14 protein-coding genes are annotated in these 15,683 nt (G+C 62.8%); 3 read left to right on the top strand and 11 right to left on the bottom strand.

What is annotated here, in order from left to right; translation table 11 throughout:
• Nucleotides 1–223: 223 nt before the first annotated feature.
• The 7 genes from ACWYRN_RS16275 to ACWYRN_RS16245 form a co-directional block, all read right to left on the bottom strand.
• Entirely contained in the window at nt 224–2,374 is a 2,151-nt protein-coding gene (locus ACWYRN_RS16275; RefSeq protein WP_488688626.1) for a sodium-translocating pyrophosphatase, read from the bottom strand.
• A 187-nt stretch (nt 2,375–2,561) separates the two neighbouring features.
• The gene (gene adk / locus ACWYRN_RS16270; RefSeq protein ID WP_488688625.1) at nt 2,562–3,218 is read right to left on the bottom strand and encodes an adenylate kinase; all 657 of its coding nucleotides are present in this window, start codon (nt 3,216–3,218) and stop codon (nt 2,562–2,564) included.
• Nucleotides 3,219–3,438: 220 nt separating this feature from the next.
• Nucleotides 3,439–4,191 carry a 3-deoxy-manno-octulosonate cytidylyltransferase gene (gene kdsB, locus ACWYRN_RS16265; RefSeq protein ID WP_488688624.1) on the bottom strand — a complete coding sequence of 251 codons (753 nt, stop codon included), beginning with the start codon at nt 4,189–4,191 and terminating at the stop codon, nt 3,439–3,441.
• Nucleotides 4,192–4,196: 5 nt separating this feature from the next.
• On the bottom strand, nt 4,197–4,367 hold the full coding sequence (locus ACWYRN_RS16260) for a Trm112 family protein (protein WP_229438755.1): 171 nt from the start codon (nt 4,365–4,367) through the stop codon (nt 4,197–4,199).
• The gene (gene lpxK, locus ACWYRN_RS16255; protein ID WP_488688623.1) at nt 4,348–5,382 is read right to left on the bottom strand and encodes a tetraacyldisaccharide 4'-kinase; all 1,035 of its coding nucleotides are present in this window, start codon (nt 5,380–5,382) and stop codon (nt 4,348–4,350) included. The genes ACWYRN_RS16260 and lpxK overlap by 20 nt, the downstream gene beginning before the upstream one ends.
• A gap of 60 nt (nt 5,383–5,442) precedes the next feature.
• Nucleotides 5,443–5,883: an ExbD/TolR family protein gene (locus ACWYRN_RS16250; protein WP_488692827.1), complete on the bottom strand. Its 441-nt coding sequence runs from the start codon at nt 5,881–5,883 to the stop codon at nt 5,443–5,445.
• A complete protein-coding gene (locus ACWYRN_RS16245; protein ID WP_229438753.1) occupies nt 5,883–6,488 on the bottom strand; it encodes a MotA/TolQ/ExbB proton channel family protein in 606 nt (201 codons plus the stop codon). The genes ACWYRN_RS16250 and ACWYRN_RS16245 overlap by 1 nt, the downstream gene beginning before the upstream one ends.
• A gap of 1,251 nt (nt 6,489–7,739) precedes the next feature.
• Between ACWYRN_RS16245 and xseA the strand changes: the two genes are divergently transcribed.
• From xseA to ACWYRN_RS16230, 3 genes are all read left to right on the top strand, one after another.
• Entirely contained in the window at nt 7,740–9,101 is a 1,362-nt protein-coding gene (gene xseA / locus ACWYRN_RS16240) for an exodeoxyribonuclease VII large subunit (protein ID WP_488688622.1), read from the top strand.
• Nucleotides 9,102–9,194: 93 nt separating this feature from the next.
• Entirely contained in the window at nt 9,195–9,773 is a 579-nt protein-coding gene (locus ACWYRN_RS16235) for a superoxide dismutase (protein ID WP_229438751.1), read from the top strand.
• 587 nt (nt 9,774–10,360) lie between these two features.
• A complete protein-coding gene (locus ACWYRN_RS16230) occupies nt 10,361–11,824 on the top strand; it encodes an aminotransferase class V-fold PLP-dependent enzyme (protein ID WP_488688621.1) in 1,464 nt (487 codons plus the stop codon).
• An 87-nt stretch (nt 11,825–11,911) separates the two neighbouring features.
• Here the strand turns inward: ACWYRN_RS16230 and ACWYRN_RS16225 are convergent, their stop codons facing one another.
• The 4 genes from ACWYRN_RS16225 to ACWYRN_RS16210 are packed head-to-tail and all read right to left on the bottom strand — an operon-like array spanning nt 11,912 to nt 15,476.
• Nucleotides 11,912–12,673, bottom strand: a complete 762-nt coding sequence (locus ACWYRN_RS16225; protein ID WP_488688620.1) for a hypothetical protein — start codon at nt 12,671–12,673, stop codon at nt 11,912–11,914.
• Complete coding sequence (locus ACWYRN_RS16220) at nt 12,670–13,683, bottom strand: ATP-binding cassette domain-containing protein (protein ID WP_488688619.1); 1,014 nt, start codon at nt 13,681–13,683, stop codon at nt 12,670–12,672. Before ACWYRN_RS16220 ends, ACWYRN_RS16225 begins: the two co-directional genes overlap by 4 nt.
• A 1-nt stretch (nt 13,684) precedes the next feature.
• Nucleotides 13,685–14,620: a hypothetical protein gene (locus ACWYRN_RS16215; protein WP_488688618.1), complete on the bottom strand. Its 936-nt coding sequence runs from the start codon at nt 14,618–14,620 to the stop codon at nt 13,685–13,687.
• Nucleotide 14,621: 1 nt separating this feature from the next.
• Nucleotides 14,622–15,476, bottom strand: coding sequence for a HEAT repeat domain-containing protein (locus ACWYRN_RS16210; protein WP_488688617.1), 855 nt, complete (start codon nt 15,474–15,476; stop codon nt 14,622–14,624).
• Nucleotides 15,477–15,683 lie beyond the last annotated feature (207 nt).

Here is a 15,683-nt window from a genome sequence, read left to right as displayed (position 1 = left end):
GACGCAGTCTTGACGCTGCACTGCGTTGGCACAGTGTTAACGCCTGCGCTGCGTTGACGCCGGCGTGATCGGCCCTGGCGGCCAACGTTGGCAGCAATGCTTAGGTCGGTTAGTTACAATTTTGTAGCCTGCGTTCCGGTGCCGGCTTGCGTTACGAACATTGCCGTATGCTGGACGCGTGGACGGCAAAGCCGTCCACCCTACCGCCTTGCCGGCCTCTCCTTCAAGGCTGGGTTCTAGGCTGTTCAGCAGCAACCCGTGTCGGAGTCACCGACGGCGCCGTGGTCGTGTGCGCCGGCTTGCGCATCTGCGCGAGCTGGGGCTCGGACACCGCGATCCAGCCCGCCGCCGGCAACAGCGGCACCAGCAGCAGCGCGACGATGTTGATGATCTTGATGAGTGGGTTCACCGCCGGGCCGGCCGTGTCCTTGTAGGGGTCGCCCACGGTGTCGCCGGTCACGGCCGCCTTGTGCGTGTCGGAACCCTTGCCGCCGTAGTTGCCGTCCTCGATGTATTTCTTGGCGTTGTCCCAGGCGCCGCCGCCGGTGGTCATCGAGATCGCCACGAACAGCCCGGTGATGATGGTGCCCATCAGCAGCCCGCCAAGCGCGGCCGGCCCCAGCAGCATGCCGACCAGGATCGGCACGATCACCGGCAGCAGCGACGGCACCACCATTTCGCGGATCGCCGAGGCAGTGAGCATGTCCACCGCCTTGTCGTATTCCGGCTTGCCGGTGCCGGCCATGATGCCGACGATGTCGCGGAACTGGCGCCGCACTTCCACCACCACCGCGCCCGCCGCGCGCCCCACTGCTTCCATCGCCATCGCCCCGAACAGGTAGGGAACCAGGCCGCCGATGAACAGGCCGACGATCACCATCGGGTTCGACAGTTCGAAGACGACGGACTTGCCGACCGAATCGAGCGCGTGGGTGTAGTCGGCGAACAGCACCAGCGCCGCCAGGCCGGCCGAGCCGATGGCATAGCCCTTGGTGACCGCCTTGGTGGTGTTGCCCACCGCATCGAGCGGGTCGGTAATCGCGCGCACTGAATCCGGCATGCCGCTCATTTCGGCGATGCCGCCGGCGTTGTCGGTGATCGGGCCATAGGCGTCGAGCGCGACGATGATGCCGGCCATCGACAACATCGAGGTAGCGGCAATCGCAATGCCGTACAGGCCGCCCAGCTGGAAGGCGACCAGGATGGCGATGCAGACCGCGAGCACCGGGTAGGCGGTGGACTTCATTGACACGCCCAGGCCGGCGATGATGTTGGTGCCATGGCCGGTGGTCGACGCTTCGGCGATGTGGCGCACCGGCTTGAAATCGGTGCCGGTGTAGTACTCGGTGATGTAGACCATGAGGCCGGTCAGCACGATGCCGACCACCGCGCAGCCGAGCATGCTGCCGCGCATGGCTTCGTCGCCCCAGACCAGCCAGGTGACGACGGCGAAGCCGATCAGCGACAGGCCGGCCGCCCACCACAGGCCGGTGTACAGGGCCGACATGATCTTGCGCCCCGGCTTGTGGCGCACCATGGCGCAGCCGACGATGGAACCGAGGATGGACACCGCCCCCAGCAGCAGCGGATACAGCATGGCTTCGCCGGCGCCGTCGACGATCATCAGCGCGCCGAGCAGCATGGTGGCAATCAGGGTGACCACGTACGTTTCGAACAGATCGGCCGCCATGCCGGCGCAGTCGCCGACGTTGTCGCCCACGTTGTCGGCGATCACCGCCGGGTTGCGCGGGTCGTCCTCGGGAATGCCGGCTTCGACCTTGCCGACGAGGTCGGCGCCGACGTCGGCGCCCTTGGTGAAGATGCCGCCGCCCAGCCGCGCGAAAATGGAGATGAGCGAAGCGCCAAAGGCGAGGCCGATCAGGGGCTTGATGACGTCATGGCGCGAAAGGGCTGCGTCGCCATTGGCGGACAGGGCCCAGTAGAACAGGGTCACGCCCAGCAGGCCGAGGCCGACCACCAGCATGCCGGTGATCGCCCCGCCCTTGAAGGCGACGTCGAGCGCCTCGTTCATGCCCTTGGCAGCGGCTTGGGCGGTACGCACGTTGGCGCGCACCGAGACGTTCATGCCGATGAAGCCGCAGGCGCCGGACAGCACCGCGCCGGCGAGGAAGCCGCCCGCGGTCCAGGCGCCCAGCAAAAAGTAGATGGCAACGAGGAGCACCAGGCCGACGATGCCGATGGTGCGGTACTGGCGCCCGAGGTAGGCGGCGGCGCCTTCCTGGATGGCCAGCGAGATTTCCTGCATGCGGGCGTTGCCGGCGTCCTGGCGCAGGATCCAGGCGCGGGCCCACAGCCCGTAGATGACCGCGATGACGCCGCAGGCCACGGTAAACGTGATCAGGTTTGCTGCCATGTCGTCCCCTTAGTTTTTTAATCAAGCAACACCACACAACGAAAGATGCCCACCTCTTCGGCGAAGCAGTCTGCCTCACTGCGTACTGCACACATTTGATTCAAACCAGCGATACGACGGATGGCATCGCGCGTCATCCGGGTATAAAAAAAGCGGACATCGCTGTCCGCTTCGGTCTTGCTCCCGATTACTCGGAAAGCGCGGCAAACGCCGCGTCGCGTACTTGCTCGACCGGGCCCACGCCCGTGATCTTGCGGTATTTCGGCGCGCCCGGCAGGCCCGACTGGGCCCACTTGTTGTAGTAGCCGAGCAGCACTTCGGTCTGGTTGTGGTAGACCGACAGGCGCTTCTTGACGGTTTCTTCCTTGTCGTCGTCGCGCTGGACCAGCGGCTCGCCGGTGACGTCGTCGGTATCGGCGACCTTCGGCGGGTTGAACTTGGTGTGGTACACGCGGCCCGAAGGCTGGTGGGTGCGGCGGCCGCTCATGCGCTCGACGATCAGGTCGTCGGGCACGTCGATTTCCAGCACGTAGTCGACGTTGATGCCGTTGTCCTTCATGGCGTCGGCCTGGGCGATGGTACGCGGGAAGCCGTCGAACAGGTAGCCGTTGGCGCAGTCGGCTTCCTGCAGGCGGTCTTTCACGAGGCCGATCATGATGTCGTCGGAAACCAGGCCGCCTGCATCCATTACCTTTTTCGCTGCCAGGCCCAGCTCGGTGCCGGCCTTGATCGCCGCGCGCAGCATGTCGCCGGTGGAGATTTGTGGGATATTGTATTTTTCCTTGATGAAGTTAGCCTGGGTGCCCTTACCGGCGCCAGGCGCTCCTAACAAAATGAGACGCATGAAGATTCCTAAACGGATGTTGAAATGGTGAAATGTTGAAAATCGTTATTGTGTTGGCAACGCATTGCATTTGATGCTTTATTGATGCAGACCTGCCTGGCTTGATACGAAACTTACCACAAAAGGCAGCGTCAACGCCAATTCCAGCGGCTGGCTTCGGTCGCGATTTCTTGCTTTTTTGATGTACCGCAGACTAGCCGCTAATCAATTGCAATAAAGCTCAAGACGCGTAGTGCAATTGCACCCGTGCTAAATCTTCCGGGGTGTCAACGCCGGCCTGGGGCGCGCTGTCGGTCACGTGCACGGCAATCGGCACGCCATGCCAGAGAACACGCAATTGCTCCAGGGCTTCGATCTGCTCCAGCGGCGAAACGTCCAGGCCCGGATAGGCTTGCAGGAAGGCGTTGCTGTAGGCATAAAGGCCGATGTGGCGCAGCGGCGCATACCCGGCAGGCAAGGTGTCGCGGCTGGCGGCAAAGGCGTCGCGCGCCCAGGGAATGCTGGCGCGCGAGAAATACAGGGCGCGGCCCGCCTTGTCGAGCACGACCTTCACCACGTTCGGGTTGAACACGTCGGCCACGTCGGTCAAAGGATGGGCGCAGGTCGCCATCGGCACCTCAAGGCTGATGCGCGCGGCGCAGGCCGCCAGCAAGGCCGGGTCGATCAGCGGCTCGTCGCCCTGCAGATTGACCACGACTTCGTCGGCCGGCAGGTTCAGCGCGCGCGCCACTTCGGCGATGCGGTCGGTGCCGGACGGGTGGTCGGCGCGCGTCATGACGGCTTCCACGCCGTGCGCGGCGCAGGCGGCGGCGATATCCGCGTGGTCGGTGGCGACGATGATGCGCGCCGCGCCGGACTCACGCGCGCGCTCGGCAACGCGCACGACCATCGGCTTGCCGCCGAGGTCGGCCAGCGGCTTGTTCGGCAGCCGGGTCGAGGCCAGGCGCGCCGGGATGATGACGGTAAAGCGCATGCGATTCAGACCGCTTCGATCTTGCGCGCCTGGTCGGCCCACATGATCGGGATACCGTCGCGGATCGGGTAAGCCAGGCGGTCGGGGCGGCAGGTCAGTTCCTGGCCTTTTTTATCGTATTCGAGCGGGCCCTTGCACAGCGGGCAGACCAGGATATCAAGCAGTCGAGCGTCCACGACATTTCTCCACAATTTGTTGGGCGAGCGCGGCATCGATGCGCGCGCTGACCGGCACCACCCACAGGCGCGGGTCGTGCTTCAGGTTTTCAAGTTGCCCACATTTTACTGCATCCTTCTCGGTGATCAGGATGACATCGGCGTCCACGCCCGCAAACGGGTCGTCGCGGAAGTCGTGGTGGTCGGGCAAGGGCAGTTCCTCGAACGACAGACCGGCGCCGCGCAGCATGGCAAAGAAGCGTCCCGGATTGCCGATGCCGGCAGCGGCCAGGATGCGGCGGCCGGCGAAATCGGCCAGCGGCAGGCGCCGGTTGGAGTCGACCAGTTGCTCGGCCGTGTCGCCGGCCAGCGTCATTCGGTACGGCTGGCCGCCGACGGCGCGCGCCAGCTGCGGCCCTATCTCGGGCGCATTCACCACCGTGAAGTCGCGCCGGCGCGCGGGCGGTTCGCGCAAGGGGCCGGCCGGCAGCAGCCAGCCATTGCCCACGCCGCGCCCGTCGAACAGCACCACCTCGACGTCGCGCGCCAGGGCGTAGTGTTGCAGGCCATCGTCGGTGAACAGGACATCCACTTCCGGATGCGCCGCCAGCAACGCCCTGCCCGCCTCGGCACGCCGGCGCCCGACGAACACCGGCACCCGCGTGCGGCGCGCGATCAGGAGCGGCTCGTCGCCGACCTGGGCCGCATCCGATGCGGGCGTCACGGCGCGTGGCGCCTCGCCCTCGCTCCCGTGGCCGCGCGAAATCACGCCGGGACGCATGCCGGCCTCGACCAGCGCCTCGGCCAGCCAGATCGTCAGCGGGGTCTTGCCCGTACCGCCAATAAAGATGTTGCCGACGACAACGACCGGCACCGGCAGGCGCGCCGACGTCAGCAGGCCGGCGCGGTACAGGCCGGCGCGCAGGGCCGCCAGCGCGCGAAACAGCAGCGACAACGGCCACAGCGCGCAGGCGAGCGGACCGCGGCGCAGCCAGGCGCGGGTCAGGACGGATTCGAGGGAATGGTTCTTGGACATGAAGGGAATGGAACGCCAGGCGCGCAGTCGCTGCCCGCCTGGACGGTGTTACCGACGGCCTTACTTCTTGCCGCCGGTCTGGGCAGCAAAGGTGAGCTTGTCGTAGCCGGCCAGGCGCGCTGCCTCCAGCACGTTGATGACCATCTGGTGCATCGCGAACTGGTCGGCGTTGACGATGATGACAGGATCGGCCACCGGCTGGCCGTTCGGGCCCGAGCGCGCGGCAGCCTTCAGGTCGTCGGCCAGGCCGTTCACGCCGTGAAAGGAGACCGGCGTGTTGTTCACCGTGTAGTTACCCTTGGCGTCGATCGTGACATTGATCTCGAAAGGCTTGTCGACCACCTTGTCGGCGTCGGCCGTCGGCAGCGTGATCTGCAGTTCGGTGAACTTGCTGTAGGTGGTCGACACCATCAGGAAGATGAGCACGACCAGCAGCACGTCGATGAACGGGATCAGGTTGATTTCCGGATCCTCGCGCTTGCGGCCGCGGCGAAAGTCCATCATTTGCGGGCACCGTGAACGACGTCGACGAATTTCACCGCCTGCAGTTCCATGTCGACGATGAAGCTGTCGACCAGGGCGCGGAAGTGGCGGTAGAAGACCAGGGCCGGCATCGCGATCGCCAGGCCGAAACCGGTGTTATACAAGGCAATCGAAATCCCGTGCGCCAGCTGCGCGGGATTTGCGCCCGAGGCGTTTTGCGAACCGAAGATCTCGATCATGCCGACCACCGTGCCGAACAGGCCCATCAGCGGCGCCAGCGAGGCGATGGTGCCGAGCGTGGTCAGGAAACGCTCCAGCACGTGGGCGACGCCGCGGCCGGCTTCCTCGATCGACTCCTTCATCACATCGCGCGGCGCGTCGACGTTGCGCAGGGCGGCCGCCAGCACGGTGCCGAGCGGCGAGTTGGTTTCCAGGGTGTTGATGATGTCCGGGGTGACCTTGTTGTTGCGATAGACGTTGATGACTTCGCCGAGCAGGGCTTTCGGGAGGATCTTTTCGCGGCGCAGGTAAATCAGGCGTTCGATGATCAATGCCAGGGCAACGATCGAGGCAATCAGCAATGGCCAGATGGGCCAGCCTGCGGCTTGTAAGATGGCGAGCAAGTGAACTCCTGACAGAATGGAAACGAATCCGGCAATGTAGCAAGTTGCCGCCGCCTGAGCAAGAGTAGTTCTGCACAAGTTCTGTGGATAAAATTGTGCGCAAGGACATATTCATACGCTAAGTACGTTGATTCTTAAGGGAATTTTCTGCGTGCGCAAGAAAGAAGCAGGTGGATTGGCAGGATGCGATGGCGTCCAGGCACTCGATGCGGCCTCCCCATGCCTTGGAGTTGCAAACAATTTCTGTGGATAAAAATGTGCGCAATGGCAGTCTTGCAGACTTAAGTAGTTGATTTAACTCATCAATATTTTACTGCTGAAGAATGCAGCACCGGCTCATCCGTCGCCTGGATTCGATTGAAAGGCGTTTCCCCACAATTTTTGTGGACAAAATTGTGAGCAAGGCCAGGCAGGCCAGCTGACACCTTTGATTTCAAAGGGAAAAATGGTGCTGCAAAGAAAGTAAGCAGACTGACTTATCCCCACTGCACTACAGGAAGCCCGGTTCGGTTGGTGCCGGCACGAACCAGGCTGCAGTCTATGCACACTTTCTGTGGAAAAGAATGTGAGCAAAGCCCTTCCTTGAACCACAAGTGATTGATTCTTCTATGCTTTGTGATGACGCCTGCTTTTTGAGCAAGCTCAAGAGTTATCCGCGAAAAATGCTGTAGCGCCGAGCCTGGTCCATTATCGCGGCCTCTGCAAGGCACTCTTGCGCGCTGGGCTGGGCAAGGTGTGGAATGTGAACAGATCTGCGCTTCTTCACATTTTCTGTGGACAAAATTGTGAGGAAGCCTCTTGCGTTAGCACAAACTGTTTGATTTTAAAGAGAAAAAATCTGTTGCTTCAATTTTTGGCACAGCTGAAAAGCCTGGTAAGACAGGCGGCATCCCCGAGCTCAGGGCGGACTTGACTGCCCTGGATAAGTCCATTCGAAGCGAACTCTTCACACAAACTGTGGAAAAAGATGTGCGCAAGGCAGGTGCTCCACAAGCAAGTCATTGATTTCAAAAGACATATGTATGCATGCACGCATTTTCGGCAGCAGGACAGTTTTACTGCCGAGTTCCTCACATTTTTTGTGGATAACATTGTGCCCAAGTGAACCTTGCCCTACATAAACCATTGATTTCAAACGAATCGCCCTGCCGTGCCTGCAAAAAAGGCGCACCTGCACACTACAAATACCCCTTGTCGGCGCGGCGCGAATATGCCATAAGCTTCACCGCTCATGCACCAGGATGCCCACACATGCTCAACGATACCGATTCCGACACCGCCTACGCCGCCCCACCCGTCCTCTCCGTTACCGCACTGAACGGACAGGTCGCGCGCCTGCTGGAGCGTTCCTTCCCGCTGGTCTGGATCGGCGGCGAAATCTCGAACTTCACGCGTGCCAGTTCCGGTCACTGGTACTTCACGCTGAAGGACGATGCGGCCCAGGTGCGCGCGGTAATGTTCCGCAGCCGCGCCCAGTACGCCGGCTTCAGTCCGCGCGAAGGCGACAAGGTCGAGGTACGCGCGCTGGTCACGCTGTATGGCGCGCGCGGCGACTACCAGATCAATGTCGAGGCGATCCGCCGCGCCGGCGTCGGCCAACTGTACGAGGCCTTCCTGCGCCTGAAGGAAAAGCTGAACAGCCAGGGCCTGTTCGACGTCGACCGAAAGCGCCCGCTGCCGCTATTCACGCGCAGCATCGGCATCGTCACCAGCCCGCAGGCGGCCGCCCTGCGCGACGTGCTCACTGCCCTGAAGAGGCGTGCGCCGCACGTCAACATCGTGCTGTATCCGGCCCCGGTGCAGGGCCAGTTTGCCGCCGACAAGATCGCCGAAGCCATCATGACAGCCTCGCGCCGCGCCGAGGTCGACGTGCTGCTGGTCTGCCGCGGCGGCGGCTCGATCGAGGATTTGTGGAGCTTCAACGAGGAATGCGTGGCGCGCGCGATCGCCGCCTGCAGCATCCCCGTGATTTCCGGCGTCGGCCACGAGACCGACGTCACCATCGCCGACTTCGCCGCCGACATGCGCGCCGCCACCCCGACGGCGGCAGCCGAACTGGCGGCCACGCCGCGCGACGACTGGATGGCCTCGCTGTCGGCCGATGCCCTCGATTTGCGCCGCGCCATGGCGCGCCAGCTGTCGGAAGCGAGCCAGGGCCTGGATAACCTCAGCCGGCGCCTGCTCAGCCCCACGGCCCAGATCGCCCACCAGCGCCTGAAGCTGCGCGCCATGGCCGCCTCGCTCACGCACGCGGTGCGCACGCCGCTGGGCCGCGGCGGCGTGACCCTGGCCCAGCTCCAGCAGCGCTGGGCGCGCCACCGTCCGGACCTGCGCACCCTGCGTGCCCAGCTCACGGCCGAGGGGCGCCACCTGAATGCGGGTATCTGCACGCAGGTCGCCCAGCGGCGCGACCGCCTGGGTGCGCTGGCAGCCCAGCTGGAATTGCTGAACCCGCAGCGCACGCTCGAGCGCGGCTATGCCATCGTCAGCAATGCCAAGGGCGAGGCGCTGCGTTCGCCGGATCAAATCAAGGCGCGCACCGCGCTCACGGTGCGCCTGGCCGAAGGCAGCGCGCAGGTACGGGTATCGAGCGTGCAAGCCGAGTTGGAATGACGGCAATCTGGGCAAGCATGCAACGTCGGTCCATCCGGTTTAGAATAAGCGCCGTTTCCGAACAATAACTTTCTAACCAACAAGGACAAAGACATGGAACATACCCTGCCGCCACTGCCGTACGCCAAAGACGCCCTGCAGCCGCACATCTCGGCCGAGACCCTGGAATACCACTACGGCAAGCACCACGCGACCTACGTGACGAACCTGAACAACCTGATCAAGGGCACCGAGTTCGAAAACATGTCGCTGGAAGAAATCGTCAAGAAGTCCTCGGGCGGCATCTTCAACAACTCGGCGCAAGTCTGGAACCACACCTTCTTCTGGAACTGCATGAGCCCGAACGGCGGCGGAGCACCGACCGGCAAGGTCGCTGACGCCATCAACGCGAAATGGGGTTCGTTCGACAAGTTCAAGGAAGAGTTCACCAAGTCGGCAGTCGGCAACTTCGGTTCGGGCTGGACCTGGCTGGTGCAAAAGGCCGACGGCAGCGTCGACATCGTCAACACCTCGAACGCCCACACCCCGCTGGCCTCGGACGACAAGGCCCTGCTGACCTGCGACGTCTGGGAACACGCCTACTACATCGACTACCGCAACGCCCGTGCCAAGTTCGTGGAATCGTGGTGGAACCTGGTCAACTGGGAATTCGTGAACGCGAACCTGGGCTGATCCACCGCGTCTTTCCGGCGCAACGCCGGAAGGAAGCGCCCGCAACGGCCCGCCACCTGGCGGGCCGTTTCTTTTGTGCAGCTACCTTCAGCACGTACCGGCGCAGCTGGCTCTCCCTGCCCGGCGCTGCCTGCAAACAACGTCGCCCCATGCAAACCTTGAGCGAAGGCAGTGAACGCGGCTAATGCACCACTACATTAGACCCTGGTCGAACTTCATGTTCTCATAAGTGTCGAATAAAGACCGTGAAAAGCACCATTTGCATTGGACACGCAACGACATTGCTCCGGATTACGGACAAGACGCTGCAGCGCTGGGAGCGCGAGGGGGCTGATCCCGCCGGTGCGCACCACAACCGCGGCGTCAACGCGGCGGTCAATTTTAAACGGCTCGCCACCGCTGCCCTTGGGGCAGGACAGGCGCTACCCGTGGCGAGTCCAGCGGCGACGCTGGGCACTGCCGCCGGCCAGTTGTCGGCGGGAGGTGGGAAAGTAACGCCTGTCAGGTACGAACACGGTCGGTAGGACGGTTCGGGGCAGGAAGAGAACGCTGCGCACTTTTGTGCACGTTCTCGCTAGCAGACAGGAATGCAAGAGCACAGCATCGCCCGGGGCAGCACCACATCGCTCCATGACGTTAATGACATTCCCGCGCACTGGAGCCGCAACCGGCGCGATTTCCTGCGCATCCTGGGTTCCGGCGCGGCACTCGCCGCCCTCGGACCGCTAGCCGCCTGCAGCAGCGGCCACGCCGCCAGCCGCAGCGACGAGCTGCGCAACCAGCTGCTGGCCGACGAGCGCTTCTGGACCGACGTCGCCGGCATGTTCACGCTCGATCCGGCGCGCCGCTTCATGAACGTCGGCACTGCCGGTTCGATGCCGAACGTGTCGCTCGACCTGTTCGACAGCGAGAACCGCGCCAAGGCGCGCGAATCCGGCAATGGCTATTTGAACCTGCTGGCCGAACGCACGCAGGTGGCGCCCGGCTTCGGCGTCGACCCGGACGAACTGGCCTTCTCGGCGAATACCTCGTCCGGCATGTGCCACGCCATCCTGGGCCTGGACTGGCAGCCGGGCGACGTGATCGTCACCACCAACCACGAGCACGGCGGCGGCGAGACGCCGATGGCGATCGCCGTGGCGCGCTACGGCATCGAGATCGCCCGCGTGGCCATGCCGGTCGGGAACAACCAGACCGCGGCCCTGTACGCCACGCTGTTCGACAGCCGCATCCGCGAACTGCGCACGCAAGGCAAGCGCGTGCGCGCCATGATGTTTTCCGCGCCTTCGTACAAGACCGGCACCATGCTGCCGATTGCCGAGCTGATGGAAATCGCCAAGCTGCACGGCCTGGTCTCGATCGTCGACGGCGCCCACTTGCCCGGCATGATGGCCTACGATTATGCCCAGCTCGGCATGGACTTCATGTCCGGCGCCGGCCACAAGTGGCAGTGCGGCCCCGGCTCGACCGGCATCCTGATCGTGCGCAACAAGATCCGCGCCTCGAACCCGCTGCCGCTGCCGAACTGGTACCCGATCCACACCAGCAGCTGGACGCCGCGCGCGCGCACTACCAACGGCACCGCCACCTGGGACATCGGCGCCACCATCACCGCCTGCGGCAGCCTGCACACGCCGCTGTTCCACGCGCTGGTATCGAGCTGCACCTTGTGGGATCGGATCGGCCGCAAGAAGATCGAGACCTACGACCTGGCCCTGTCGGCCTACCTGAAGGAACGCATCACCGGGATCTGGGGCGTGGAGCGGCTGTATTCGCCGAAGGACGATCCGAAGCTGGTCTCGGCCGTCACCTCGTTCAACCCCTTCATCAACCCGGCCGACGTGATGAACAGCGCCAAGTCAGGCGAATTCGTGGCGCGCATGTTGAGCGACTACAGCCCGGGCTTCGTGATCCGCAACGTCAACTTCCCCGTCATCGGCGCGGCCAGCGACCATTATGCGATCCGCATCTCGACTCACCTGTGGACGAGCGTCGAGGACATCGACCGCCTGGTGGGGGCGATGGCGGACCTGGCCGGGAAGATGGGATAAGGTCCGGTCCTTCCCCGCAAAGCCGCCGCGGGGCTTTCCATCCCGCCGCCCCTGCCCGGCGCCCGGCGGCAGGCAGGGGCGCATCGCTCAACCATGTCCCATGACGCCAAGGCGGCGCGCCTCGCGCTCGAAGCGCTTGAAGACGGCGACACCCAACATCAGCCACCCGAGGGAATTGCTTGCCACGACGATGAAATCGAGTGTGCCGAGCGCACCGCCGCCGACGGCAAAGCGTGCTGCCGACGCGCCATAGGCAAACGGCAGCGCCGCGAACCCGTTCAGCGGATAGGCCGGCAAGGCGATCAGGGCGATCAGTCCGGGGTACACCAGCAACTGCAGGGTTTCCATCTTTCGTATCACCAGCAAGACACCGGCCACCATGTAGCCGAAGCCGAGCAGCGATGGTGCCGCGAGCAAGACAATGCCCAGGACCGCAGGATCGAGGAGATGCAGTTCTTCGCGCCCCAGCCATGCGATGACGGTGAACGACAGGAGCAGGATCAGCGTGCCGCCGGCGATATGCAGGATGGCCCGGATTGCCAGTATCCGCCACAAAGGAAGCGGCCCCATGCACAACTGCTCCAGCGAACGCGCGCGGATTTCTTCGGCGACCTCGCTGGAGGTGCTCGAATACGCCATCCCGGCATACATCCACAGGACAAAGCCCAATATCAAGCCATTGAGGCGTTCGGAATGGATCGACATCTCTCCGGCGGCCATGACCGCATGCAGCAGGCCGACGAAACTCCCGAGTATCAGGACGAAGCCCGAGACGGATTCGAGCCAGTAACGCCGCGCCAGGTAAAGGCGCAAGCCGAGTTCGTTCCTGGCATGCGCGAGCATGTTCATGGCCCGGTCTCCGGCCCCATGCCGCCAGCCAGGAGCTGCATGTATTTGTCATGCAGCGTCAGCCGCGACACCTCGAAGGCCTGGAGCTGCGACAGGTTGTGCTGGGCGCGCTGCATGAAGCGGCACAGATCTTCATGCTTCTCGAGCAACAGCGTGGCCTGGTGTCCCACGAAGCGTGCCTCCTTCCATTCTTCCGGAATACAAGACGGATCGGGAGAGGCAAAGCGCGCGCTGACCTTGTAGGCATACTCGATCGAGCGGAACGCGTCTGCCGAGCCATCGAAAACGATCTTGCCTTCATTAAGACAAATGATGCGCTGACATATCCTCTCGAGGAAAGCGAGATCGTGGGAACCGACGAGGACGCGCGCACCTTCGCCCGCGCAGCTGGCAATCAGCGCTTCCAGGCAGGCGACGCCGCTGACATCGAGCCCGAGCGTGGGTTCATCGAGCAAGAGCATCGAGGGCCGGTGGATAAAGGCAAGCAACAAGGAGCTCCGCAGCTTCAGGCCGGTCGACAACTGGCGTATCGGGCAGTACGGGTCCGCCAGCGCGAGTTGCCGCGCCAGGTGCTCGAAATAGGGGCGATCGAAGCGATGCTCACGCAGCGTGCAGTAATAGCGCGCGTTTTCGAATGTGGAAAGCCGCTCGTTGACGTTCGACCGCCCTTCCAGCAACACGCCGATGTCACGCCATCGGGCCGGTGCGCCGGGCGGGCTGATGTGGCCGCTATCGGGCGTGCACAGGCCGCTCAATATCTTGATGAGCGTACTCTTGCCGGAACCGTTCGGTCCCAGCACACCGGTCACGCCGGCCGTGCGGAAATCGATGCCGATATCGCGCAGCGCCCAGATTTGCACGCCGCCGCGCCGATAATGCTTGCACACGCCGGACATGGCATGGATGGCGGGATCGCGCAGCGCGCGCGCGGACGGCGTACAGGGATGCGCTTCATCGTGCGTGCCGCTGGAAACGCGCGCCGATGAAGGGATGCTGTAGCGCTTTTCCATATCAGACCAGCTGCAGGAAAGCGGGATCGAAGTGTTCCTGGCGATTCGACACGGACAGTGTTCCGGAAGCGAAAGTGCGTACCATTTCCGCTGTGTCCTTGCGCGACAGGGCCTGCCAATGGGCGAGTTCGCCGGGAGAAGCGATCGCGAGCGACCGGAACGCCTGCAAGCGTGTCCGGCTGCAAGGATGGGCGAGCGCGATGTGGGCCAGGACGTCGACGATGTTTTCATTGGCAAGGTGGGCCGCCATTTGCAGCAGTGAGACACGCTTGGTTGGCAGGGTATCGGAATAACCGGACAGCAGCGCTTTGTCTGTGTCGAAGAAATATTGATCACGGTTTCTGTCATCATCGGACGCCACCACCAGGTTGAGCGATACCGAAACGGATTCTGGGGGAAACTGCGTGTGGATATCCCGGTCGGCGCGATACGCCATGATCTTGCCGACCGACAGGCGGGTACGCTCGGCATGCAGCAGCATTACCGGCTCGCCGATATGCCCGGCCAATGCATTTCTGTCGTATTCGTAGATATCGGTGTCATAGCCGGGACCGAAATGGCCGACAGTGAGAAAATGAAAATTGTGGTTATGCGCATGGTGGTAGGCAAACAGCTTGGCTTCGAATGACTGGCGCTCTTTTTCCTTACATAATGGTCGCCAGATATTTGCCCGCAAAATGATGTTCGGATGCGCATCCGATAACAGGAAGCTGCTTGGGGAATAGCTCAAACCGCCATGCTCCGTATGTGCAAACACCTTGAGATATGCGCACAGGCCCGCCGCCACGGCATTCTTGTTGTTGGATAGTTTTTTTAATACCGGCGCCACGGCGAGGACGCTGTCGAAAGCATGAGGATCGACGTTATCGAGTGCGAACTCGACACACTCCTCGATACTGCATGCCTCATCCGTATTGCATTCGATGGTCAATGCCATATCAAGCTCCATGCGTGACAGAGGTGCCCAGTCGCGCATAGGTACGCGCCGCGGCCCGGTGAACATGCGGATGAGGATCGTCCAGTAATTGCCTGAGGGCGGCAAGACCGGCGTTCCGGTCGATCTTCCAGAGCGTCCCGGCCGACTCCCATCGCACCTGATGACTTGGATGCCGGAGCAGTTCCTCGAGCGCGCCCAGCGCCGGCACGTAGCGCGCATCGGCGAAATAGGCCGACAATGCCGATAACTGGGTGACGCCGGGATCGACCGATGCGATGAACCAGGAGCGAACAGGATGCTTCTGGTACACCCACTGAACCCTCTCGGAGGGTGCCGCAATCAGGCGCAGCAGCATGACGGGTTCCTCGACGCGCCAGTCGATGATGTCGATACCGGCCTGTAACTGCAGCATCTGGCCCGGCAATACGGTTCTGGACGCGTGAAAACGCGGTTCCAGGTTGGCCCGGAAAACATTCCGGTCCATGTCTGCGGGCATTTTGTACAAGGAATAGGAAAACGGGGCTTTTCCCAGGACGATATACGCGGCATCGGCGACTGCGTTCAACAGGTGTGCCGGGGTCGCCTGGAGAAGCGAAATGCCGAGCGAAAAGTTCTGATTGACTTCCAATAAAAGCTGGTTTGTATCCCAACCTTCGGCATGATAATGCGGCCGTTCGTGCAATTCCGCCAGTTCGGCCAACAGGAGTTCTTCGGCACCGCGCCTGGCCCGGCACGCCAGCCGTTCGAATGCGGGAACCAGCCCGGCGAAATCGCATGCTTTCGCATCGTTCAATTGCGCATTGGCGAGATCGATGAAAAGGCGAACATCGTCTGGAACGGAAATCATTGTCTTCATTTCTTGCCCTGTTTTTCCGGAATGAGACAGCAAGAGCGTGCCCCGGCGATCGAGGCAGGCCCTCGCATGCGCTTAAAGCGGTTTGCGCGTGATCAGCCAAATAATGACCCTGACACACGGCAGGCCAGCAATGGTATTGGCACTTCCGACAGGAGCAAGCGTTACTTCGAGTTCGTCGAATGCCGGCTCTTCCATATATCCTCCAAT

Source organism: Massilia sp. BAP21, from assembly GCF_057801335.1.
This window is presented reverse-complemented; position numbering and strand designations above follow the sequence as displayed.